This is a genomic window from Halomonas sp. AOP25-F1-15, from assembly GCF_052378675.1.
GTDB classification, from domain to species: domain Bacteria; phylum Pseudomonadota; class Gammaproteobacteria; order Pseudomonadales; family Halomonadaceae; genus Vreelandella; species Vreelandella casei.
On sequence record NZ_JBQSXV010000006.1, the window covers coordinates 137193 to 158519 of the forward strand.

At 54.4% G+C, this 21327-nt stretch carries 21 protein-coding genes; 7 read left to right on the forward strand and 14 right to left on the reverse strand.

Annotated features, from left to right (window positions below; genetic code table 11):
* Positions 1–22: 22 nt before the first annotated feature.
* From pstB to ACT3TF_RS12895, 4 genes are all read right to left on the reverse strand, one after another.
* Positions 23–838 carry a phosphate ABC transporter ATP-binding protein PstB gene (gene pstB / locus ACT3TF_RS12880; protein ID WP_444672319.1) on the reverse strand — a complete coding sequence of 272 codons (816 nt, stop codon included), beginning with the start codon at positions 836–838 and terminating at the stop codon, positions 23–25.
* A complete protein-coding gene (gene pstA, locus ACT3TF_RS12885; protein WP_096276904.1) occupies positions 832–2256 on the reverse strand; it encodes a phosphate ABC transporter permease PstA in 1425 nt (474 codons plus the stop codon). Before pstA ends, pstB begins: the two co-directional genes overlap by 7 nt.
* Positions 2253–3371: an ABC transporter permease subunit gene (locus ACT3TF_RS12890; protein ID WP_444672320.1), complete on the reverse strand. Its 1119-nt coding sequence runs from the start codon at positions 3369–3371 to the stop codon at positions 2253–2255. Before ACT3TF_RS12890 ends, pstA begins: the two co-directional genes overlap by 4 nt.
* 101 nt (positions 3372–3472) lie before the next feature.
* On the reverse strand, positions 3473–4366 hold the full coding sequence (locus ACT3TF_RS12895) for a PstS family phosphate ABC transporter substrate-binding protein (RefSeq protein WP_444672342.1): 894 nt from the start codon (positions 4364–4366) through the stop codon (positions 3473–3475).
* A 259-nt stretch (positions 4367–4625) separates the two neighbouring features.
* On the opposite strand from ACT3TF_RS12895, the gene ACT3TF_RS12900 reads away from it, so the two are divergent.
* A complete protein-coding gene (locus tag ACT3TF_RS12900; RefSeq protein ID WP_096276908.1) occupies positions 4626–5042 on the forward strand; it encodes an acyl-CoA thioesterase in 417 nt (138 codons plus the stop codon).
* 146 nt (positions 5043–5188) lie between these two features.
* Here the strand turns inward: ACT3TF_RS12900 and ACT3TF_RS12905 are convergent, their stop codons facing one another.
* The 3 genes from ACT3TF_RS12905 to hexR form a co-directional block, all read right to left on the reverse strand.
* Positions 5189–6283, reverse strand: coding sequence for a TRAP transporter substrate-binding protein (locus ACT3TF_RS12905; RefSeq protein ID WP_096276910.1), 1095 nt, complete (start codon positions 6281–6283; stop codon positions 5189–5191).
* Positions 6284–6414: 131 nt separating this feature from the next.
* The gene (uvrD, locus tag ACT3TF_RS12910; protein ID WP_444672321.1) at positions 6415–8613 is read right to left on the reverse strand and encodes a DNA helicase II; all 2199 of its coding nucleotides are present in this window, start codon (positions 8611–8613) and stop codon (positions 6415–6417) included.
* A 96-nt stretch (positions 8614–8709) separates the two neighbouring features.
* Positions 8710–9564, reverse strand: coding sequence for a transcriptional regulator HexR (hexR, locus tag ACT3TF_RS12915; protein ID WP_096276914.1), 855 nt, complete (start codon positions 9562–9564; stop codon positions 8710–8712).
* Positions 9565–9924: 360 nt separating this feature from the next.
* Between hexR and ACT3TF_RS12920 the strand changes: the two genes are divergently transcribed.
* The gene (locus ACT3TF_RS12920) at positions 9925–10140 is read left to right on the forward strand and encodes a PA3496 family putative envelope integrity protein (RefSeq protein WP_096276917.1); all 216 of its coding nucleotides are present in this window, start codon (positions 9925–9927) and stop codon (positions 10138–10140) included.
* 30 nt (positions 10141–10170) lie between these two features.
* Here ACT3TF_RS12920 and ACT3TF_RS12925 read toward each other — a convergent pair whose 3' ends face one another.
* Together ACT3TF_RS12925 and ACT3TF_RS12930 are read right to left on the reverse strand one after the other, a co-directional pair.
* Entirely contained in the window at positions 10171–11514 is a 1344-nt protein-coding gene (locus tag ACT3TF_RS12925; protein WP_096276919.1) for a sodium-dependent transporter, read from the reverse strand.
* 169 nt (positions 11515–11683) lie between these two features.
* Entirely contained in the window at positions 11684–12538 is an 855-nt protein-coding gene (locus tag ACT3TF_RS12930; protein ID WP_444672322.1) for a DUF72 domain-containing protein, read from the reverse strand.
* Positions 12539–12686: 148 nt separating this feature from the next.
* On the opposite strand from ACT3TF_RS12930, the gene aroQ reads away from it, so the two are divergent.
* Positions 12687–13124: a type II 3-dehydroquinate dehydratase gene (gene aroQ / locus ACT3TF_RS12935; protein ID WP_096276923.1), complete on the forward strand. Its 438-nt coding sequence runs from the start codon at positions 12687–12689 to the stop codon at positions 13122–13124.
* Here aroQ and ACT3TF_RS12940 read toward each other — a convergent pair.
* Entirely contained in the window at positions 13117–13896 is a 780-nt protein-coding gene (locus ACT3TF_RS12940) for an IclR family transcriptional regulator domain-containing protein (RefSeq protein ID WP_096276925.1), read from the reverse strand. The genes aroQ and ACT3TF_RS12940 overlap by 8 nt on opposite strands.
* Positions 13897–14124: 228 nt before the next feature.
* On the opposite strand from ACT3TF_RS12940, the gene ACT3TF_RS12945 reads away from it, so the two are divergent.
* The 4 genes from ACT3TF_RS12945 to ACT3TF_RS12960 all read left to right on the forward strand — a co-directional run bounded on the left by ACT3TF_RS12945 (position 14125) and on the right by ACT3TF_RS12960 (position 18525).
* Complete coding sequence (locus ACT3TF_RS12945; protein ID WP_444672323.1) at positions 14125–15111, forward strand: Bug family tripartite tricarboxylate transporter substrate binding protein; 987 nt, start codon at positions 14125–14127, stop codon at positions 15109–15111.
* Positions 15112–15191: 80 nt separating this feature from the next.
* A complete protein-coding gene (locus ACT3TF_RS12950; RefSeq protein WP_444672324.1) occupies positions 15192–15698 on the forward strand; it encodes a tripartite tricarboxylate transporter TctB family protein in 507 nt (168 codons plus the stop codon).
* Between the two features lie 55 nt (positions 15699–15753).
* Entirely contained in the window at positions 15754–17259 is a 1506-nt protein-coding gene (locus ACT3TF_RS12955; RefSeq protein WP_441684474.1) for a tripartite tricarboxylate transporter permease, read from the forward strand.
* Positions 17260–17298: 39 nt separating this feature from the next.
* Positions 17299–18525: a CaiB/BaiF CoA transferase family protein gene (locus ACT3TF_RS12960; RefSeq protein ID WP_444672325.1), complete on the forward strand. Its 1227-nt coding sequence runs from the start codon at positions 17299–17301 to the stop codon at positions 18523–18525.
* A 4-nt stretch (positions 18526–18529) separates the two neighbouring features.
* Here the strand turns inward: ACT3TF_RS12960 and ACT3TF_RS12965 are convergent, their stop codons facing one another.
* The 4 genes from ACT3TF_RS12965 to ACT3TF_RS12980 all read right to left on the reverse strand — a co-directional run bounded on the left by ACT3TF_RS12965 (position 18530) and on the right by ACT3TF_RS12980 (position 21321).
* Positions 18530–19273 carry an SDR family NAD(P)-dependent oxidoreductase gene (locus ACT3TF_RS12965; RefSeq protein ID WP_444672326.1) on the reverse strand — a complete coding sequence of 248 codons (744 nt, stop codon included), beginning with the start codon at positions 19271–19273 and terminating at the stop codon, positions 18530–18532.
* 65 nt (positions 19274–19338) lie between these two features.
* The gene (catC, locus tag ACT3TF_RS12970) at positions 19339–19629 is read right to left on the reverse strand and encodes a muconolactone Delta-isomerase (RefSeq protein ID WP_096276936.1); all 291 of its coding nucleotides are present in this window, start codon (positions 19627–19629) and stop codon (positions 19339–19341) included.
* Between the two features lie 23 nt (positions 19630–19652).
* Positions 19653–19949, reverse strand: coding sequence for a YciI family protein (locus ACT3TF_RS12975; protein ID WP_096276938.1), 297 nt, complete (start codon positions 19947–19949; stop codon positions 19653–19655).
* Positions 19950–19986: 37 nt separating this feature from the next.
* A complete protein-coding gene (locus ACT3TF_RS12980; protein ID WP_193063026.1) occupies positions 19987–21321 on the reverse strand; it encodes a short-chain fatty acid transporter in 1335 nt (444 codons plus the stop codon).
* Positions 21322–21327: the final 6 nt, after the last annotated feature.

Consider the following 21327-nt stretch of genomic DNA (forward strand, 5'->3'; position numbering starts at 1 on the left):
CTGATGTCTTCGTCGATAAGGCCTAGGTGACGCGGCCGGTGATGTAGTTTTCGGTACGTTGCAAACGGGGGTTGGTGAATAGCTGGTCAGTTGGCCCGTATTCAATCAGCTCGCCCTGATGCAAAAAGGCGGTGTAGTCCGATACCCGCGCCGCCTGCTGCATATTGTGAGTCACCAGCACCAAGGTTAGCTCTGACTTGAGGTTACGAATTAACTCCTCAATTTTGAGCGTCGAAATGGGATCTAGTGCCGACGCGGGTTCATCAAGCAGCAGTACGTCGGGTTTTACCGCTAAGGTGCGGGCAATCACCAGGCGCTGCTGCTGGCCACCGGAAAGCTGCCAGGCAGAACGATGTAGACGGTCTTTCACTTCATCCCACAGCGCCGCAGAAGTTAGCGCCCACTCAATAATGTCGTCACGCTTGCGCTTGGGCAGGCGCTGCTGCAAACGTAAGCCAAAGGCGACGTTTTCATAAATCGACATGGGAAAGGGATTAGGCGTTTGAAATACCATCCCGACACGTCGGCGCAGCTCAGTCACATTCACCTGAGGGCCATGAATATCTTGGCCTTCCAGCACAATTTGGCCGCTGTGACTCACCGCTTCATTAAGGTCATGCAGCCGATTGATGGCTCTTAATAACGTTGATTTACCGCACCCCGAGGGGCCGATAAAGGCCGTGACACGATGACGAGGAATGCTCAGCGTTAGATCACGCAGCGCCTCTTTCCCCGCATAGGCAAGGCTAAGATGATCAATGCTCAGACAGCAGTGCTCAGGTGGAAAATGCGTGATCGGTGGCTGAGAGGTATTAACTGAATGTAATGGCGCTAGCATTCGCTTCCCCGTTGACGCCTAAGATAATGACGTAGAAATATGGCAGTTAGATTAAGCACCAGCACAATTAACACCAGCAGTAGCGCGGTGGCGTACACCAGCGGTATGGCAGCTTGCACATCGTCACCGTGAAAAGCGGTATCGAATAAATGATAGCCAAGGTGCATGAACTTGCGCTCTAAATGCAGATAGGGAAACTCGCCGTCTACCGGCATTTGTGGCGCTAATTTAGCGACGCCCACCAGCATCAGCGGCGCCACTTCACCCGCTGCGCGGGCAATGGCTAAAATCATGCCTGTCAGCATGGCGGGGGCCGCCATGGGCAGCACGATGCGGGTCAGCATTTCCAGGCGCGTAGCGCCCAGCGCCACGGCGCCTTCGCGCTGAGCCTCAGGAATGCGTGCCAGCCCCTCTTCGGTTGCAACAATCACCACCGGCAACGTGAGCAATGCGAGCGTTAGAGAGGCCCATAGCAGGCCGCCAGTACCAAAGGTAGGGGAAGGCAAAGTCTCACTGAAGAACCATTCGTCCAGCGAGCCGCCAATTCCATACACAAACACGCCTAAACCAAAGACGCCGTACACAATGGACGGCACGCCCGCAAGATTACGTACGCCAATGCGGACAAATCGAGTAAGCCGTCCCTGGTGGGCAATCTCATTAAGGTAGATGGCCGCCAGCACGCCAAACGGCGTGACGATGACCGACATTAAGATCACCATCAGGACAGTGCCAAAAATCGCGGGCCATACGCCGCCGCCGGTATTCGCGGCACGCGGCCCCTCACTCAAGAAGCGCCACACAGATTGGCTCCAAGCGAGCGTTTTCTGCCGCCATGTCATGGCATTGGGGGCCTGGGCGCTGACCACGTTGGCCAGCGGCTGTTGCACGGCTTGGCCACTGGCTGTGATAAGCAGTAGCTGGCTATCCGGCCGTTGGCTAACCGGCAGCGCTAACAGCGACGTTAACTGCTGCCAGGCGGCGTCCCCCTCCCAGCGCTGATCGTGTTGCTCAATAGCCACTAAGCGGCCAATAAAGTCATCCCAGGGGCTGCGTTCTAGGCGAATCAGGTCCATGGGCTGAGCTTGCATGGCAATGTCATCAATCGCTACCCAGCGCCAGCGCACGGACTCAATATCACGATTGCCGGTGAAGTATAGGCGCTCGTCCCCTGGCTGTTGGGGCAGCGCCACTTCGCGTACGGCTTGGCCCGCAAAGGTTTCACCTGAGCGCAGCGTGACTTCCTCTAGCGTGGCGGGCCAGAAATGCCCTAGCCCACGAACCAGCAGCAGTGTCAGTAGCGCCCCTAACATCAGGAGTGAAAGCGCAACGCTTGCCGCGCAGAGCCAAGGCCAAAGACCATCCAGCCAGTGAAGGCGGCGGCGCGAAGGTGCAGTATCCGCCGGCACGCCGGTCATGACATGCTTCCCAGCTGGCGGTAACGACGCCGCAAGCGATGGCGGACAACCTCTGCCAAGGTGTTAACTAAAAAGGTAAAGATAAACAATACGAGTGCTGCCAAAATCAGTAGATGATACGTCTGGGTACCCGGCGCGGCTTCGGGCAGCTCTATGGCGATCGAGGCGGACATGGAGCGCATCCCTTCAAACGGATTGGCGCTCAACAGCGCGGTATTGCCACTCGCCATCAGCACTATCATCGTTTCGCCAACGGCTCTGCCCGCACCAATCATCACTGCCGAAAAAATACCGGGGCCCGCTGCCGTCAGCGCCACTTTCCACAGTGCCTGCCAGCGGCTGGCGCCTAGCGCCTGGGCGCCCTCAATCAAGGTTTTTGGCACATCGGCCAGCGCATCTTCCGCCAATGAGTAAATGCTGGGAATGACCGCAAAGCCCATGGCGATACCTACGATCATCGCGTTGCGAGTAGCGTAGTCCATTCCAAAGCGCTGATAGAGCAGCTGGCGTAAATCGCCGCCAAGCCAATGCTGCTCTATCCACGGCGTGAGCCATAGCGCTACTGTCACCATGAATGCCAGCCAGGGCACTAACCAAAGCCCTGCCCAGGAAAGCGGTAAACGGCGGCGTAAGCGTGTTTTTGCCAAATGCCAGCAGAAACCGGCTAGCCCCGCGCTTAGCGGCAGCCAAATCATCACGACCAGCGCACTCGCTAGGTGGCGCTCTACCCACGGCGCCAAGATGAGCCCGGCGATAAAGCCCACCACCACGCCGGGAATTGCTTCCATCATTTCTAGCGTGGGCTTAATACGGCTGCGCAAACGCGCGGACATAAAGAGCGCCGAGTAAATGGCCGCCCCCAGGGCGACGGGGATCGCAAACAGTAGAGCCGACAGCGCGGCTTTCAATGTACCCCAGGCAAGCGGCGTCAGCGTTGTTAGCGCTAAGGCATCGCCAATCGCCAAGAGCGGCAGGGTTTCCCATACCAAAAAAATACCGATAGCGAGTATCGCGAGCAGTACGCCGACACCGCCTGCGGTGATTAACCCTGTGGCCACGCGATCTTGCAGCAGGCGCAGCGGCTGGCGGGACGTCGTTAACCGAGGTGAGGTCATGTCGTTATCATTGGCAAACCAGGGCGCGCACAGCACTGATCCTTCAGCATAAGATGTCTCCTCACCTTAAGGCATGTTGATGACAGTTAAATGACAGTTGCTTACCACGTCCGCTGAGCTTCTAACGTGCTCGGGGCTAACGCCACAAACCCAGAGGCGCGGGCAATTTGCTGGCCTTCATCAGACATAATGAGCGCTAGCAATGCTTGCTCCGCGGGGGGGAGGTTCTCACCAGGCGGTAGATTAACGTAGAGGTAGAGATCGCGCGACAGCGGGTAGTCGCCACGCTGTATTGCGTCCTCACTAGGAGGAATCGCGACGCCATTGTCGTTGTACAGGCTTAACGCGTGCACCGCAGGTGTCAGGTGGTTATATCCCGCGTAACCCATGGCATTGGCTGATTCGCCCACGGCCGCGACGACGGCCGATGAACCGGGATGTTCGCTGATATCATTGCGAAAGGCACCACCGCATAAGGCCCGTTCTTGAAATAGCCCGTGGGTGCCTGATGCCAGATTGCGCCCGTGTAGTGCGATACTCCCAAACGACCAGTCACGCGTTGAGGGAAGCTGATCCCAGCGCCTTATCGGTGCCTCTGCGCCGCAGGCCAGCGAGGTTGAGAAGATCGCATCGACCTGGCGGCGGGTGAGCGCACGCAGCGGATTATGGCGGTGCACGACAATGATAAGCGCATCGCGAGCGATTTTTAATTCCAGTGGCGGATAGCCATAGCGCTGGGTAAAATTATCGCGTTCGTCTTCGGTCATCGGGCGAGACATGGGTCCCAGCCGCGTCGTACCAGCCGTCAGAGCCGTTGGCGCACTGGCCGAGCCGCCCGCCTGAAACTGCAGGGTTACATCCGAGTAGCGGTTCGTGAGCGTTTCGCCCCAGCGGAGCATCAGGCCCGCCATGGTGTCGGAGCCTACGGCACCCAACGTACCGCTAACCGGCGATGGTTGCGCCCACGCAAACGGGCTCACCAGCAGTAGCGTCATGGTCACCCAGCGCAACAAAGTGTGGAGTCTAGGTGGCTGAGCGCCCTGGTCATTCAACAGCGTCTGTGAAAAAGTACGCAGCGAAGTATGTGAAACACTCGATAAGAGAGTATGCAAACGGGTATTCAAACGGGCGTCCTCTTATGATTAACTGAATCCCTTTGATCGTGTCGCGATGCAGCAACAGATATCGTCAGCGCGCCTGCGTGCGGCGCTGGTAACAAGGGTTACAACAATAAACTGACTAAGCGGCAAACTAATGACTCTTTTGGAAACGGATTTGGACGACGTGCCCGCCCCCAAAGGGCAGCTTACTTTAAAATTAGTGGCCTCACGTCAAGATGCCAATCTTTATGGCGATATACCCGGTGGCTGGCTGGTCAATCACATGGATCAGGCGGCCGAACTGTCGGCCGGGCGTGAAGCAGGCGGACGCACAGCGACCGTGGCAATTGAAGCAATGGACTTTTTAAGCCCGGTGCGCGTTGGCTCCATGATCAGCGTCTATACCCAGGTGCAAAAGATCGGCCACAGCTCGATTAAGATCGACGTAGAAGTATGGGTGCGTCCGCCTCATGGGCAGCAGATTGCAGAGCACCAAAAAGTCACGGAAGCGCGTTTTGTGATGGTGGCACTAGACGACAACGGTCGTATCCGAGCGGTACATAGCGACTAGTTAGTTTGTCAGGCGCCTTTCTTAATGGCGTTATTCAAGAGGCCGTATCTCAGATAGAAAAAGGGCGCCAAGTGCGCCCCTTTGCCGTGCTTGCCCTTTACGTGCTTGGCAAGGTGTTAAGTATCTGTTTATCAAGCACCCGTCTATTAGGCACCAACGCTATCGCGGCTCTTCAGATAGGCGTATTCACCCACGTCAGTAAACGGGCGCAGCACCTTCTGGAACGCCGAGTAAGACTCATAAACCTGACGGGATTCTTCGTCGTTATCTATCTGGTTCTGGATGACTTCCTGTGAGGAAGCATAGAGCGCCTCCATTACATCATCAGGGAAAGTACGTAGCTGGACGCCGTGCTCGTCTACTAACGTTTCAAGCGCTTGGGCATTGCGATAGGCAAATTCGCTGTTCATCGCCATGTTTGATGCCCGCGCCGCTTCGCGAATGACGTCCTGCAGGTCTTCCGGCAGCGCATTCCACGCATCTAGATTGACGGTGCCTTCCAGTACCGCCGTTGGCTCGTTCCACACCGAGGTGTAGTAGTAGTCAGCGACTTGATGCAGGCCGAAGGCCATATCGTTGTAGGGGCCTACCCAGTCAGCGGCATCCAGCACGCCGGTTTGCAGCGAGGTGAAAATCTCGGAGCCCGCCATGTTAACGGTGCTGACGCCAATGGCATTCATGGCTTCGCCCGCAAGGCCTGGCAAGCGTAACTTAAGCCCCTGCATATCTGCCAGCGAGTTAATTTCTTTTTTGAACCAGCCGGCCATCTGCGCACCGGTATTGCCTACTGGGAACGGCTTGAGATTGTGTTTGCCATAGATTTCATCCCACAGCTCTTGACCGCCGCCGTGATAAAGCCAGGCGTTCATTTCAGTGGTGGTCATACCAAACGGCACGGCCGTAAAGAACTGCGAAGCCGCCACCTTTCCGCGCCAGTAATAAGAGGCAGAGTGACCCATTTCAGCGGTGCCCGCAGCAACGGCATCAAACACTTCCAGCGCGGGCACTAGCTCGCCTGCGCCGTGAACGCGGATCTGCATGCGACCATTAGAAAGCTGTTCAACGCGGCGAGCGAAATCGTTCGCGCCAGTACCCAGGGCAGGAAAGTTTTTTGGCCACGAGGTGACCATGTCCCAGGTATAGGTTTCTTGAGCGCGTGCGCTTGCAGTGGTTACAAAGGGGGCAGCAGCGACACCGGCAGCACCTAAGCCGACGGTCTTGAGAAAGTTACGGCGTTGCATGGCGGGTAAGTCTCCGGAAATTGTATGATTTTTTTGTCAGCACGCAGGCGCGCGCAGTGTCCGTCCGCCAGTATGCGCTAAGCGGGTTTTAATCGGCAAGCCATTGAGCGCAACGCTCATTCGTTAACCGTTTAAAGCGGGGTTAGCTTGGCAAAGCCAAGTACCAGCCACTTAACGCCTTCACCGTCAAAGCTGACCTGCACGCGGGCACGAGCACCTTCGCCTTCCGCATTCAGAATCACTCCTTCGCCAAAGACGGGGTGCGCTACGCCTTGGCCGACATGTAGGCTGGGAATATCGCCGCTGCTTTCGATGCTTTGCTGAGCAAAGGAGGTGCGCGAGGCGGTGACCGGGCGTGAAATATGCCCGCGAAGGCGTACTTCTTCGAGCAGATGTGGCGGCAGTTCGCGTAAGAAGCGCGAGGGGCGTGGAAAGACTTCTTTACCGTGCAGGCGGCGGGTTTCGGCGTGTGTCAGGTATAGCTTCTGCATCGCGCGAGTGACACCGACGTAGCATAGCCTGCGCTCCTCTTCGAGCCTGCCCGGCTCTTCAAGCGACATTTTGTGCGGGAACAGGCCTTCCTCGACACCGGCAATAAATACCACGGGGAATTCGAGGCCTTTGGCGGAGTGCAGCGTCATTAGCTGTACGCTGTCTTCAAACTCTTCGGCTTCGTGGTCGCCGGCATTGAGGGCCGCTTCTGAAAGAAAGGCTTCCAGCGCCGCCATGCCTTCGCCCGCCTCAGGCGCTTCAAACACATCGCCCTGGGTAAAGGCGCGGGCGGCGTTGACCAGTTCCTCTAAGTTCTCTACTCGGGCTTGGCCTTTCTCACCGCGCTCGCTTTTGTGATGCTCAATCAAGCCAGTATGAACCGTCACATGATCGATAATTTCGTGCAGCGCCATGCCCGCGACATCGTTATCGAGCTGTTCAATCAGGTTGGTGAAGGTTTGCACCGCATTGGCCGCTCGGCCTTTTAGCGAACCATCATTTATTGCATCATGCAGCGCCTGCCACAGCGGAACGCTTTGCTCACGAGCGCGTAGGCGAACAATCTCAACGGTGCGTGTGCCAATGCCGCGAGTAGGCACATTGATCACACGCTCTAATGAGGCGTCGTCATCGCGGTTGAGCATCAGGCGTAGGTAAGCCAGGGCGTTTTTGATTTCCAGGCGTTCATAAAAGCGATGACCGCCATAAATACGGTATGGCATGCCTTGGCGAATCAGCGTTTCTTCGAGTAACCGCGACTGGGCATTGGAGCGGTATAAAATCGCAATGTCGCGACGATTAAAGCCTTCGTCGACCTTCTCTTTGATCGTGTCGACGATATAGCGGGCTTCTTCCAGATCGTTAAACCCGGCGTAGATCGAGATGGGCTCGCCTTCAATGCCATCGGTCCACAGGTTTTTCCCCATCCGCTCGCTGTTGTTGCTGATCAGCGTGTTGGCGGCTTCTAGAATCGCGCTGGTGGAGCGATAGTTCTGCTCAAGACGCACGGTATGGGTTTGCGGGAACTCCTGCTCAAAGCGGCTGATATTCTCCACCTTGGCACCACGCCACCCGTAAATTGACTGGTCGTCATCACCGACGGCGGTCATTGGCGTTTTCATACCGGTGAGCAGTTTTAGCCAAGCGTACTGCAGGGTGTTGGTATCTTGAAATTCGTCCACCAATACGTGGCCAAAACGCTCCTGGTAGTGGTTTAACAGCGTCGGGTTATCGCGCAATAGTTCTAGGCTTCGCAGCAGCAGCTCACCGAAATCGACTAGGCCACCGCGCTCGCAGGTTAGCTGATAGCGCTCATAAAGCTCGACCATTTGCTCCATATAGGCATCGCCATCGACATTAACCTGATGGGGGCGCAGCCCTTCTTCCTTACAGCCGGAAATAAAATGCTGCACTTGGCGGGGCGGGTAGCGCTCAACGTCGACCGAATAATCTTTCAGCAGCCGCTTAACCAGGCGTAGCTGATCGTCAGAGTCGATGATTTGGAAGTGCTGCGGCAGCTTGGCGTCTTGCCAGTGCGTGCGCAGCAGGCGGTGGGCGATAGAGTGGAAGGTGCCGACCCACACATGGCGTAGTGATAGGCTTAGCAGGGCTTCAAGACGCGTGCGCATCTCTTTAGCGGCTTTATTGGTAAACGTCACTGCTAACAGCGCGTAGGGCGAAAGCCCTTCCGCCTGCATTAACCAGGCAATGCGATGTACCAGCACGCGGGTTTTCCCGGAGCCTGCGCCCGCGAGTACCAGCAGGTTGCCTTGAGGAGCGCTCACTGCTTCGCGCTGGGCGGAGTTGAGCTGATCGAGAATCGCCGTGACGTCATCCATGGTAGCCGCTGCCGGATAAAAAAATAGGCGGCCAGTTTAGCACAGCCTACCCACTGGCTGTGTATACAGTGATGGCCGCTTATTTTATTTTAAGCATTAAGACTCTTCGGGAAAGCGCAGGGTGTTGAGGCTCTTCTTGACGGCTTTGAGCTGTTCGGCGAGTTTCGGGCCACGGGTTTTGGCGACTCCCACGGCGAGAACATCGATTAACACCAGATGGGCAATACGTGAGCTAAGCGGCGTGTAGATCTCGGTGTCCTCGTGGACGTCGATATACAGCGGCAGGCTCACCTCTTCAGCGAGTGGCGAGCCGCTGGGGCACAGACCAATGACCGTGGCGCCCGCTTCGCGAGCCAAACGAACGCTGGCCACTAACGCCTTGGTTCGCCCTGTTTGTGAAATCGCTACCACCACATCGCCATCGTTGAGGGTGACCGCAGACATGTTCTGCATGTGCGGGTCGGCGTAAGCAGAGGTCGAGATTTGCAGGCGGAAGAACTTGTGCTGAGCATCAAACGCCACTGCGCCAGAGGCACCAAAACCGTAAAACTCCACCCTGTTGGCCATGGCGAGGGCATTAACGGCGCGGCCGAGGGCTTCGTTATCCAACCGGTCGCGAACGGACAGCAGCGTGCCCACGGTTGAATCAAAAATGCTGTGCGAAAATTCGGCCACCGAGTCGCTGTCATTCATAGAGAATTGTGCGAACTGGCTACCGCTGGCCAGCATTTGCGCCATCTGTAGCTTGAAATCCTGAAAGCCGTTGCAGCCCAGCGCCCGGCAAAAGCGCACCACGGTGGGTTCGCTGACCTTCGCTTCGGAGGCTAAATCCACAATGCGCATGTGGATAACCTCTTCTGGGTTGCGCAGTACAAACCGCGCCACTTTCTGCTCGGAGCGGCGAAAGTGCTCCATGCGGCGTCTCATCTCATCGAACAGGGCGCGACTCACATTCAGCTCCTTGGCTCTCCGGCACACTGGGTGGCTCAGCACGACTGAGCTACCCAGACGCGTTGACAACCAATATGCACTGCGCTGCGTTTGCAGCATTAGATTCGTGCGGCTTAAGTCTTTGCCACAGTATGCCTGACCGATAGCGTAAACGGGGAAGGAAAGCGATATAGAGGTGAGCGTTTAATATCCGTTAAGCGATTTTTTTACGATCAGTCATCATTTTGTCAAGTAGGTTATAGTAAGAAGTGAAGTGCTGCACTGCATCGTCTTGGCGACTGTGTGAAGAAAAGTGTGAAGAAAAGCGCTCGCCATGGGTGCAGGTGAACGACAGCATATTCACCTGGAGGAACGTCGATTATGAGAAACGTCGAACGCATCACCTCGGTTAAAAGCGAACTGCTTGATATTTTAATGAGTATGCAAGTAGACGAGCATGCTCAGCGCCAGCGAAGTGCTGCCCAGCGTAGCCTAAGGGCGCGGCGGGGTATTGAGCTGCATCGTGAATTTCAGAAATTATCACGGGATATCGCCCCCTTGCCCGATGAAGAGCGGCAAGAGGGCGAATTGCACTGAGGCTAAAGTAAGCCTCGAGGCAGTGACGGCTTAAATAAGCCCTGTCACGAAGACAATAACGACGCCTGCGGGCGCTACATAGCGCGCGATGATGTTCCATACGCTGATGCCGGTAGCTGACAGCCCAAGTTCGGCTTCTACGCTTTCGCGTTTAAAGCACCATGCGACAAACACAATGGCGCCGAGGCCGGTCAGCGGCAGCAATACTTTGCTGGTAAAGGTATCCAGGAAGTCAAAAATGTTGAGGCCGAACAGCAGTACGTCGGACCACACATTGAATGACAGCAGCGCCGCGACGCCCAGCAGCCAAACCGCAATACCGCTCACCAGTGTCGCCATTACGCGAGAAAGCGAAGTGCGCTCCTCAAGCATTTCAACGGCCGGCTCAAGCAGTGAAATCGCCGAGGTAAGCGCCGCAAAGGTTAATAGCAGGAAGAACATCAGGCCTAAAATCGTGCCGCCTGCCATATTGCCAAACGCCAGCGGTAGCGTGACAAAAATTAAGCCAGGCCCTTCGCCTGCACCTAAGCCATTGGCAAAGACGATGGGGAAGATGGCTAGTCCCGCCAGCAGGGCGATAGCGGTATCTAGAATAATGACCGTACGCGCGGTGCTGATCAGGTTAACGTCTTCACCCAGGTAGGAGCCGTAAGCCATCATAATTCCCATGCCAAGCGACAGGGTGAAGAACGCTTGCCCCATTGCGGCTAGCACGACACCGCCTGTTAGCGCACTCCAGTCAGGCCGGAACATAAAGGCCAGCGTCTCGCCAAAATAGCCGCTTGCCACGCCGTAGCCCACCAGTATCAGCATCAGCACAATAAGCGCAGGCATCATTAGGCGAGCAGCGCTCTCCAGTCCTTTCGTTACCCCACGAGCCACAATCCCAACGACTAATAGCATAAAGGCAGAGTGCCAAAGCAATAGCGTTGACGGGCTGGCGAGCATTCCTCCAAACAGGTCGGCAATACTGTCGGCATCTTGGCCATTAAAGGTGCCAATCACGGAACCTAGTGTGTAGTTTAACGACCAGCCACCGATGACGCTGTAAAACGACAGAATCAAAAAGGCGGCTAATACACCGCTGGCACCTATTAATGCCCACGCAGGTGATTTGCCGTTCTGTTTAGCTAAATCAGCCATGGTGTTGATTGGATTTTTTTGGCCGCGCCGGCCAATCATCCATTCCGCCACTAGAATCGGCAGGCCTACTAACGCAACACACGCTAGATAAACCAATACGAACGCCGCGCCGCCGCTTTCGCCCGTCATATACGAGAAACGCCAGATGTTTCCCAGGCCTACCGCCGATCCTGCGGCAGCCAGCACAAAGCCCATACGAGATGACCATTGTGCATGTGCAAGTTTCGCCATACATCACCCATTAAGTCGATTGTTGTGTAAGTACTGAAGGTAAGCAGTAAGTCTGCGCTGTGCGCTAGTTTTCGGAAAATTGAGCCATACCCAGCGCCATTTTCCGAAAGTAACCGCAATTTATCTGATCAATGGCCAGCATGCCAGTTAGCTGACCTAAAAAGGTGCCCTAAAACAGCTGGCTTTGCTTCTCACCAGCAAATGGAGCAAGCGGAGGTAGCGGCGTTATTTCTCCTAGTGCGTTATACAGCCAGCGGGCCAGGTGAGGAGACTCTCGGTTGTCAGCAGTATGCACAAATAAGAAAGGGGTTTTCCCCTGACTTATCCACAGCTTTAGGCGGGGTATCCAGGCAGTGAAGTAGTCACTATTAATTGTTTTGTCAATATGGCCAATGAACCGAATCACCGGATAATTTGCCGTGGAAAGCACGTGAAGTGGGAGTTTCGGCTTTTCCTGCTGAGCATGTGCCAAGCCTGGATGGCCATTTGCAGGGGTAGAGAAGACCGGGCGCACGTCGAGCATAACCCGGTTGGTTGAATAAGTTATCAACAGACGGTTAAGGGCTTTTTCCGCGGCTCCTTTGTGGAAAAACTCCGGGTGGCGGACTTCCACCGCGCAAGGCAAGTGGGCAGGCCAGGCAGCCAGCAACGCTTCAAGCTGAGGCAGCTCTTGCGGACCAAAATCACGCGGCAGCTGCACCATCGTAGGCCCCATACGGTCGTGAAGCGGCTCAAGTGCCGCTAGAAATGCCCATGCATCCTTTAAACGCATTAATCGTTGATCATGGGTCACGCTGGCCGGCAGTTTAAAACAGAAGCGAAAGTGGGGCGGCGCTTGGCGGGCCCAAGCGGCAATGATCGCTGGCTTGGGCGTGCCGCTATAAAACGTGGTGTTGCCCTCAACGCTGGAAAATACCGCGGCATAGTCGCTGAGTAGCTCTGTTTTAGCATGGCGCGGATAAAGGCTGCCAAGCCAGTCATGATTGGCCCACATGGGTAAGCCTAGGTAGAGAGGAAGCGTCATGAAACGATGCCTATATCAACAGAGTCAGGCGCTAGTATGCCGCCTAATGTGGTTATCTGCAGGCGTGACCTAGCGCCATTAGCGGGTTAGGTGATAGAACAGATAGCTAGGCTAAATAATGTGTTAATTCACCGTATGGAAGAAAGCAATGAGTCAGGGAAAAGTATTGGTATTACATGGGCCAAATTTGAATTTGCTAGGTAGTCGCCAGCCAGAAATCTATGGGTTTGAGACATTAGATGATGTGAATAACATGCTACGAGAGAAGGCGGTAATGGCCGGTTGGGACATTACCTGCTTACAAAGTAATCATGAAGGAGTGCTGATTGATGCTATTCACGCCGCGCGCCTTGATGGTACCCAGGCGATTATCATCAACCCCGCCGCCTATACGCATACCTCTGTGGCCATCCTTGATGCGCTCAATGCTTTTGATGGCCACGTCATTGAGGTGCATTTATCTAATGTCCATAAGCGCGAAGCCTTTCGGCATCATTCCTATATCTCACTGCGTGCAGACGGGGTAATTGCCGGGCTAGGCGTCCAGGGCTACCGGGCCGCATTAGAGGCGGTGATGGCTAATTAACGTGTAGCTGAATTTGTGCGGCCTTTTTGCGTACGATAGGTAAGTAAACATTCACTAACGTATTAAAATCGACCCTGGCCGCATTGGTACTTATGTTGATAGCCCCCAAAAGGTGCTTTTTAGCATCATAGACCGGCGCGGCTATGGAGCGCAGGCCTGGGTCTAGCTCTTGATCAGAGATGGCATAGCCTTGTTGGCGAGCGCTTAGAATCTGATCTCGTAGCTTATCAATATCGGTAATGGCTTTATCTGTGTACGGCTGTAGCTCAACGGTGGATAAAAAGTGCTCAAGATCCGTATCGCTAAGCTGCGCCAGCAGCGTGCGCCCCATGGACGTATAGGCTGCCGGTAGCCGCGTGCCCACGGAAAGCGTAATTGTCATCAGGCGATGTTTGGCCGCCGAGCGGGCCACATACACCACATCATTACCTTCTAAAACGGCGAGTGACGATGATTCTCCCGTCTCATCGGTAATTTCTTCCAAGTATTGTTGAATCACGCCCTGATAGTTATTAGCAGATAAAAATGCGTAACCAAGCTGTAGCACCCGTGGCGTGAGCTCAAAATAGCGCTGCTGCTTACGCACATACCCCAGTGCGTGCAACGTCAGTAAGAAGCGTCTCGCTTTTGCTCTATTCATCCCCGTTCGCGTCGCGACTTCACTTAGCGTCATGCGTGGGTGTTCGTGATCAAAGGTGCGTATCACTTCCAGGCCGCTCGCCAGGGCCGTTACAAAGTCACGGCTATCTTCATTAAGCGTTTCTTCTTGCATGTTTACTATCCGTTATTTTTAAGTCGCTAAAAGAGTACTGCAAAATAGTTCGCTATGCGAACTATTGTATTTTATTGTCTAAAGCACCCATTGTTTGGATCGTCTTTCCACCTTCATATACTAAAGTTGTGTTTTGCTCAGGGGGGGCAAAGAAGTAATCTCGCCGTATGTATTACGAATACTTGTACGCTATGCGCACAAAAAACAATATTCTATTAGGAATGAAAAATGAAAAATATCTTAAGCGCAACATGCATGGCCGCTTGCAGCGGCGCACTGGCACTGGGTTTGATGGCATCTACTGCCAGCGCCGATGAGTGGCCGACGAAAGACATTCACCTTGTTGTGCCGTATGCGCCGGGTGGCACTACGGATGTGTTGTCGCGCCGCGTTGCTGATTTACTTTCGCAGGAGCTGGATGCCAACGTCATTGTCGAAAACCGTCCTGGAGCGGGTTCCACGGTAGGTACCGGGCGAGTCGCTCGCGGTGGCCGTGATATTGATCACACCCTGCTAATGGCATCGCCGGGACACACTATCGGCGCCGCGATTTACCCTGGCCTGACCTATGACCCGGTCGAGGATTTTGTTTTCCTACAAAACATGATCGATATTCCGAACGTGATGGTCGTCCCGGCAGATAGCCCTTATCAAAACGTCATCGAGTTTATCGAAGCAGCCAAAGAAGAAAACATGACGTTTAGCCATAGCGGCGTGGGTAGCTCCATCCATATGTCGGGTGAATTGTTCAAAACATTAACGGATACCAACATGACGGCAGTACCTTTTGCCGGCAGTGGCGCATCGCTTCCGGCGCTGTTGGGTGGCGATGTGGATGTCTCTTTCGAAAACATGCCAACCGTGCTTTCGCATATCCGTTCGGGCGACTTACGCGCGCTGGCCGTTACCTCTGCCGAGCGTTCTGAGTATCTGCCGGATGTTCCCACGCTGTCGGAAATTGGTGAATACGATCTTGATCAGTTTGTTACCACCGCATGGTTTGGTCTGATTGCGCAAAGCTCGTTCCCAGAAGAAGCTCAAAGCGTTATGCAAGATGCATTGGCTAGAGTCATGCAGCGCGAAGAGTTCCTAGATTTTGCTAAGCAGCTAGGCGCGCAGCCGGGCACAGTGGCCGGTGACGAGTTTAAGCAATTTATCACAGATGACTTGCAGCGCTGGAAAGCGGTTGCTGAACAGGCGGGCATTAGCCAGTAAACGAAATCGTCCATTAATTATTTAGTACTGGGGCGAGGGCTGATGCTCTCGCCTCTATTGTTTCTTTGGAGAAGGTAGCGATGACGACATCGGACCCCAAGCGCAGGGTGAAGATAAAAGATGCCAGTGATGTGATAGCGGGGATTGCTCTATTGGGGTTTTCTGCTGTGCTGGTTTTTTACCTTGTGCCTAACTACATCAATGAACCGGCGATTTTGCAAAATCCGATGATGTCACCTCGCTGGCTACCGACCATCGTGGGCTGGCTGATACTGCTGTTTTCTATCCTTCTCATCTTTCAGGGTTTGCTGGTGGAATACAGCCCCGGGGAGGATGAACGGAGGATAGAAAAAGGTTCGTCACTGCGCTTCATCATGATGATCGCTTCATTAGCGCTTTATATCGGCTTTTTTGAGACGTTAGGCGCAATAGTCTGCGGCATTTTGGCAACCGTGGTGTTATTCGTGGCGCATCCCGTTCGCACGTGGTGGGTATATAGCATGGCATTTTTGTTTCCCATCGCCGTGACACTCTTATTTGCTGAAGTAATGAGTGTGCCGCTTCCGATAATGCCGTACTGGCTCTAAGTCGCTCATTATTGTTTTAGGTGACCCATTTTAGGCGAACCACTCTAGGTGAACTATGGAAAATTTTTCGGAAGTCATACAATTATTCTTTAGCCTGGAAAACTTCCTGGCGATTGCTGCGGGCGTAGTTATTGGCGTGGTAGTCGGGTCAATTCCAGGGCTTACGGCAACGATGGCGGTAGCACTGGCACTGCCGTTTACCTTCTCTATGCAGCCCATTGCCGCTATTTTACTGCTGGTCGGCATTTATAAAGGCGGTATGTACGGCGGTTCGATTACCGCTATCCTGATACGTACGCCAGGCTCCCCCGCCTCGGCCTGTACGCTGCTTGATGGCTACCCGATGGCGCAGCAGGGGCATGCGAAGAAAGCCCTGAAAGCGGCGCTTTATTCATCGGTGATTGCCGATTTTATCTCCAATATCGCCCTGATTTTCTTTGCTGCTTATCTTGCCAAGATCGCGCTTAATTTCGGGGCCCCCGAATTCTTCTGGCTGATCTGCTTTTCACTGACCATCATTATTTCGCTCGCTAGCGGTTCCATGATTAAAGGCCTGATGGCCGCACTGTTGGGGATCCTGCTCTCTTTGGTGGGGTTAGACAGTGTATTCGGCTCTCAGCGCCTGACGTTTGATAACTATAACTTGATGGATAGCATCTCTTTTATTCCGCTACTGATTGGTCTTTTCGCGATACCGGAGATCATGGAGTTTTATCGTAAGAAGGCAATACCCCATATTAAAGCGAAAGCAAGCGGCGTTGGTTTGACCTTTGCTGAACTTAAGCGCTGTATGAAAAGCATCGTTCGCGGAAGCTTGATCGGCGTTATTATTGGGGCGATTCCCGGTACTGGGGCCACCGCTGCGGCGTTTATTTCTTATAGTGATGCGCGCCGCCGTTCTCCTAATAAAGCCAATTTCGGCAAAGGTGAGGTTGAAGGTGTTGCCGCTGCTGAGGCCGGTAACAACGGCGTTGCGGGCGCTACGATGATTCCGCTGCTCTCGTTAGGCATTCCCGGCGATGTCATCACTGCGATTATCCTGGGCGCCTTTATGGTGCATGGTCTGACACCTGGACCGATTATGTTCCAGGAGAACTTGTCGCTTATCTATGCACTGTTCATGGGTATTATGCTCAGCTCGGTTATCTTGCTGGTGGTGGGTAATGTTGCCATCAAGTACTTCTCGCTAATTGCGGATATTCCTAAGTCGATTCTATTTCCCATCGTATTGATGTTCTGTGTTTACGGCTCTTATGCCGTCAATAACGATGCCTTTGATATAGGGCTAATGGTGGCCTTCGGGGTGCTGGGTTATATCTTTAATCGTGCTGCCATACCCGCGGCGCCGTTTCTGATCGGTTTTATTCTTGGCCCGATGTTTGAAGACAACCTGCGTCGCTCGCTGTTAATTGGGTCTAATGATCTATCGATTTTTGTGCGCGGCCCTATCACTTGGTTCTTCATCGCATTAACTGTTGGTTCTATTGCCTTGGCGCTGTATCGCTTTGTAGAAGCACGCCGCAAGGCACAGCAAGACGATTCAACGTCAAAGAGCGCTTAATCAGCTAAATAACACCTCTGTAGGGCAGGAGACAGCGCGATGGCGGGACCACTGACAGGCTTGCGCGTACTGGATTTAAGCCGAGTGATGGCCGGACCCTGGTGTACGCAGATACTGGCCGACATGGGGGCTGAGGTTATTAAGATTGAGCACCCAACGCTGGGTGATGATACGCGTCACTGGGGGCCTCCCTGGTTAAAAGATAGCCAGGGCAAGGATACCGCCGAGTCGGCCTATTATCTTTCGGCCAATCGCGGCAAGCATTCAGTGACGGTCGATATTAGCCAGCCGGAAGGGCAGGCGTTGGTGCGCGAACTGGCAGCACAAAGCGATATTTTGGTGGAGAACTTTAAGAGTGGTGGGCTGGCGCGTAAAGGTCTCGATTACGCCACATTAGAGGCCATTAATCCGCGTCTGATTTACTGCTCGATCACCGGCTTCGGCCAGACGGGGCCCATGGCGTCTATGGCGGGCTATGATTATTTGATCCAAGCTCAGGCAGGGTTAATGAGCATAACCGGCGCCGCCGATGGGGAGCCTGGCGCCGGCCCTCAGCGCGTCGGCATGGCCGTCTCCGACCTGACCACGGGTATGAATGCCAGCATTGCCATTCTCGGTGCGCTGCATCATCGGCATTTGACCGGGGAGGGGCAGTATATTGATATGGCGCTGCTCGATGTGCAGGTCAGCTGGCTGGCTAATCAAGCGCTTAATTATTTCTGCAGCGGTAACTCTCCAACCCGTACTGGCGAGTACCATCCTAATCTCGTGCCTTACCAACCGTTTCCGACCGCTGACGGCGAAAAAGTGATTATCGCCATCGGCAACGATGGGCAGTTTAAGCGGTTTTGCGAGGCGGTCGAGCGGCCGGAACTGGCCGTTGATGTGCGCTTTAGCACCAACCCTGAGCGGGTCAAGCACCGGCTTGAGCTAATCCCGATTATGGTGGCGATCACGCGAACGCGCACTAGCGGTGAATGGATAGCGGCCTTAAGCACCATCAGCGTGCCTTGTGGGCCTATTCAGACGATTGCTCAAGTCTTTGATGACCCGCAGGTTAAAGCGCGCAATATGAAGATAGCGTTGGCATCTGAAGCGGGCGACGTGCCCAGTGTGGCTAATCCTATTAAGTATTCCAAAACACCCCTGGAATACTGCAAGCCTCCGCCTAAATTAGGCGAAGACACGGATCAAATCCTGCACAATTTACTGCATAAGAGCGCCTTAGATATCAGCGCTCTGCGTCAAAAAGGCGTGGTGAAATAAACGCTTAGCCGACGGTAACGCCGCCACACACGAATAGGGTCTGGCCCGTAATGAACCCGCTGCGCTCGTCGCAATAGAAACTGACTGCTTGGGCGACGTCTTCGGGCTGGCCCATACGCTGCAGAGGAATATTATCAATGATGCGACGGGCTCGTTCAGAGTCAGGCGGGTTGTTCTGCCAGAAAGCACTAGTCGCGATGGGGCCGGGGGCGACGCAGTTGACCGTGATGTTGTGCTGCGCAAGCTCTAGCGCCCAGGTTCTGGCCATGGACTGCAGCGCTCCCTTGGTGGCGCTGTAAACTGTACGGGCTTCTTTGCCTAGCACGACACGGCTGGTGTTCAACACGATGCGGCCCATACCGTTGGCTTTCATGGCCGGCAGTAGCGCCTGGGTGCAGACCAGCGCTGAGCGCGCATTGAGGTGCATTAACTTATCGAAGTCCTCAAGCTGCACCTCTTCAAGCAGTGCCGGTGCCACAATACCGACATTATTAACCAGCCGAGTCACCGAATAGCGTTCGGCAATGTCGGTCATCACGCGCCGAGTGGCATCCGCATCGGAAAGGTCGACTTGATGCGCGTGGGCCTTCAACGACGCCGCATCCGGCTCGACGATATCCACTACGATAACCTGATAGCCATCCTGCTGAAGCCGCAAGGCGATAGCTTCGCCAATGTTTCTGGCCCCGCCGGTAACCACCGCACAGTGTTTTGAGGTGCTTTCGTGTTGAGCAGAGTGTTGACTCATTCCGATATTCCCAGCCTATGTCGATCGAGTGAGCCTGCGCTTAGCGGGCAAGCAATCAGTGCTTTTTATGCATCGTTCTCGCGAACTGATGACGGGTGCTGACACAGCGGTTTTACCTGGATATCCATATAAGGAAACAGCGGTAAACCGCTAATAAGATCTTGCAGTTCCGCGTTGTCATTAACGTCAAAAATGCTGACATTGGCGTAACTGCCAGCCACCCGCCATAGATGGCGCCACTTACCCTGGCGCTGTAATTCCTGAGAGTAGGCTTTTTCTTTCGACTTAATCTCAGCGGCTTGCTCGGCCGGCATATCCGGCGGCAGTTTTACGGTCATTTCCACATGAAACAGCATCGTATGTCTCCCTTGGGTTCGCGTTACAGGGTGTTTTGGCGATTCAGGTAGGCTTGCCGCCAGCGCACGATGTTGACCTCGGCAAATAGCTCCGCTTTATGGAACGGGTCAGCCTTAATGAAGCGTTCAGCTTCTTCGCGGCTTTCTAGATCGACTAAATAGAGGCCGCCAGAAGCCGTGGTGCCGTCGTCAGAAAGCTTGGCACCACAGGCCAACAATAGCGTGACGTTGGCGTCTAGATACTCTAAGTGGGCCTGGCGCACTTCCAGGCGTAGCGCCTGGTGGTCGGGCTTGTCGAACGTTTCGATGAGAAAGGGCATGCGCGAATCCTTGAGTAAGGTTAGTCAGCAGCGCTCTTTAGGCGCCAAGATAGCCCCAGATCATTACAGCGCTGGCATAGATGATTCCCAGATAAATCAGGATCAGCACCATATAGCCCATCACATCGCGTAACTTCAAGCCAGAGATAGCCAGTACCGGGAGGATCCAAAACGGCTGAACCATGTTGGTCCACTGATCGCCTATCTGCACGGCCAGTGCCGTCGCTGCCTGGGAAGCACCCAGCTCTGTGGCGGCTTGCACCATGACCGGGCCTTGGACTGCCCACTGACCGCCACCAGAAGGGGCTAGCAAGTTGATAATGCCGCCGCTGATAAACGACCAGATAGGCAGCGTTTGTGCGCTGGAGATATCCACAAAGATATTAGCGAACGACACTACTAAGCCCGAGCCGACCAGAATACCCATGATCCCCGCGTAAAAAGGATATTGCACGATGATGCCGGAAACGATGCGTACCCCGTCTGCCAAGGCGGCTAGGTAGTGGGCCGGTGACGCAAACAGTAGTATGCCGAGGAAAAGGAAAGCGAAGTTGACCGTATTAAGGTTTAGCGAACCGCCATCAAACGCATACAGCGCGATATACAGCATACCCAGCAAGCCAATACCGATGCCCACCCATCTGCTGTGATTCATGCGCTCAGCAACGGTGACTTTTTCGCCTTTAGCCAGAGGGACTTCGGCAGGTTTAGCGACGGAGCTTGGATCGATTTCAACAATATCTGCGGCTTTTTTAGGGTGCAGCCAAGCATTGAAAAAGGGCAGGGTGAGAAGAATAAAGGCGCTGGTGATCAAAAGAATAGGCGAGAAGATTGTTTCGCTAAGCGGTATCAGCCCGATGGTGTCCTGAAGAAAGTGCCCTTCGGTGGCAATCAGCAGCGGCACGCTACCCGACAGGCCAATGCCATAAAGCGCAAAGCCTGAATACGCAGCGGCAATCACCAGAGGGTAGTGCAGGCCTTTCACGTTCAGTGCCAGCTTCTGAGCAACGATTCCGCCGATCACCAGCCCAAACCCCCAGTTCAACCAGCTCCCGATACCGCCTACCAGGGTCGCGACAACAATCGCCATAAAGGGTGTTTTAACGCGCGCAGCGATACGGTTGAGGGCACCGTCTACTAATGGCGTTTTGGCCAGAATATAGCCCGCTAAAAGGATAACCGTCATCTGCATGCTAAACGCGAGCAGGTCCCAGAAGCCGTTGCCCCAATAACGCACCGCATCCAATGGGCTGGTGCCCTGCATCAACACGGCTAATAGCATGGTCAGCACGGTCAGCAGTATGGCAATGACCAGAGGGTCAGGCATGTAGCGATTAACGAGCCGGGTGAAGAAATTGGCCAGCGCATTCATTGGTAA

What these genes read in the sequence shown, in the direction of transcription:
- pstB (WP_444672319.1), bottom strand. Translation starts at nt 838, where the DNA reads ATGCTAGCGCCATTACATTCAGTTAATACCTCTCAGCCACCGATCACG.
- pstA (WP_096276904.1), bottom strand. Translation starts at nt 2,256, where the DNA reads ATGACCGGCGTGCCGGCGGATACTGCACCTTCGCGCCGCCGCCTTCAC.
- ACT3TF_RS12890 (WP_444672320.1), bottom strand. Translation starts at nt 3,371, where the DNA reads ATGACCTCACCTCGGTTAACGACGTCCCGCCAGCCGCTGCGCCTGCTG.
- ACT3TF_RS12895 (WP_444672342.1), bottom strand. Translation starts at nt 4,366, where the DNA reads ATGACGCTACTGCTGGTGAGCCCGTTTGCGTGGGCGCAACCATCGCCG.
- ACT3TF_RS12900 (WP_096276908.1), top strand. Translation starts at nt 4,626, where the DNA reads ATGACTCTTTTGGAAACGGATTTGGACGACGTGCCCGCCCCCAAAGGG.
- ACT3TF_RS12905 (WP_096276910.1), bottom strand. Translation starts at nt 6,283, where the DNA reads ATGCAACGCCGTAACTTTCTCAAGACCGTCGGCTTAGGTGCTGCCGGT.
- uvrD (WP_444672321.1), bottom strand. Translation starts at nt 8,613, where the DNA reads ATGGATGACGTCACGGCGATTCTCGATCAGCTCAACTCCGCCCAGCGC.
- ACT3TF_RS12920 (WP_096276917.1), top strand. Translation starts at nt 9,925, where the DNA reads ATGAGAAACGTCGAACGCATCACCTCGGTTAAAAGCGAACTGCTTGAT.
- ACT3TF_RS12925 (WP_096276919.1), bottom strand. Translation starts at nt 11,514, where the DNA reads ATGGCGAAACTTGCACATGCACAATGGTCATCTCGTATGGGCTTTGTG.
- ACT3TF_RS12930 (WP_444672322.1), bottom strand. Translation starts at nt 12,538, where the DNA reads ATGACGCTTCCTCTCTACCTAGGCTTACCCATGTGGGCCAATCATGAC.
- aroQ (WP_096276923.1), top strand. Translation starts at nt 12,687, where the DNA reads ATGAGTCAGGGAAAAGTATTGGTATTACATGGGCCAAATTTGAATTTG.
- ACT3TF_RS12940 (WP_096276925.1), bottom strand. Translation starts at nt 13,896, where the DNA reads ATGCAAGAAGAAACGCTTAATGAAGATAGCCGTGACTTTGTAACGGCC.
- ACT3TF_RS12945 (WP_444672323.1), top strand. Translation starts at nt 14,125, where the DNA reads ATGAAAAATATCTTAAGCGCAACATGCATGGCCGCTTGCAGCGGCGCA.
- ACT3TF_RS12950 (WP_444672324.1), top strand. Translation starts at nt 15,192, where the DNA reads ATGACGACATCGGACCCCAAGCGCAGGGTGAAGATAAAAGATGCCAGT.
- ACT3TF_RS12955 (WP_441684474.1), top strand. Translation starts at nt 15,754, where the DNA reads ATGGAAAATTTTTCGGAAGTCATACAATTATTCTTTAGCCTGGAAAAC.
- ACT3TF_RS12960 (WP_444672325.1), top strand. Translation starts at nt 17,299, where the DNA reads ATGGCGGGACCACTGACAGGCTTGCGCGTACTGGATTTAAGCCGAGTG.
- ACT3TF_RS12965 (WP_444672326.1), bottom strand. Translation starts at nt 19,273, where the DNA reads ATGAGTCAACACTCTGCTCAACACGAAAGCACCTCAAAACACTGTGCG.
- catC (WP_096276936.1), bottom strand. Translation starts at nt 19,629, where the DNA reads ATGCTGTTTCATGTGGAAATGACCGTAAAACTGCCGCCGGATATGCCG.
- ACT3TF_RS12975 (WP_096276938.1), bottom strand. Translation starts at nt 19,949, where the DNA reads ATGCCCTTTCTCATCGAAACGTTCGACAAGCCCGACCACCAGGCGCTA.
- ACT3TF_RS12980 (WP_193063026.1), bottom strand. Translation starts at nt 21,321, where the DNA reads ATGAATGCGCTGGCCAATTTCTTCACCCGGCTCGTTAATCGCTACATG.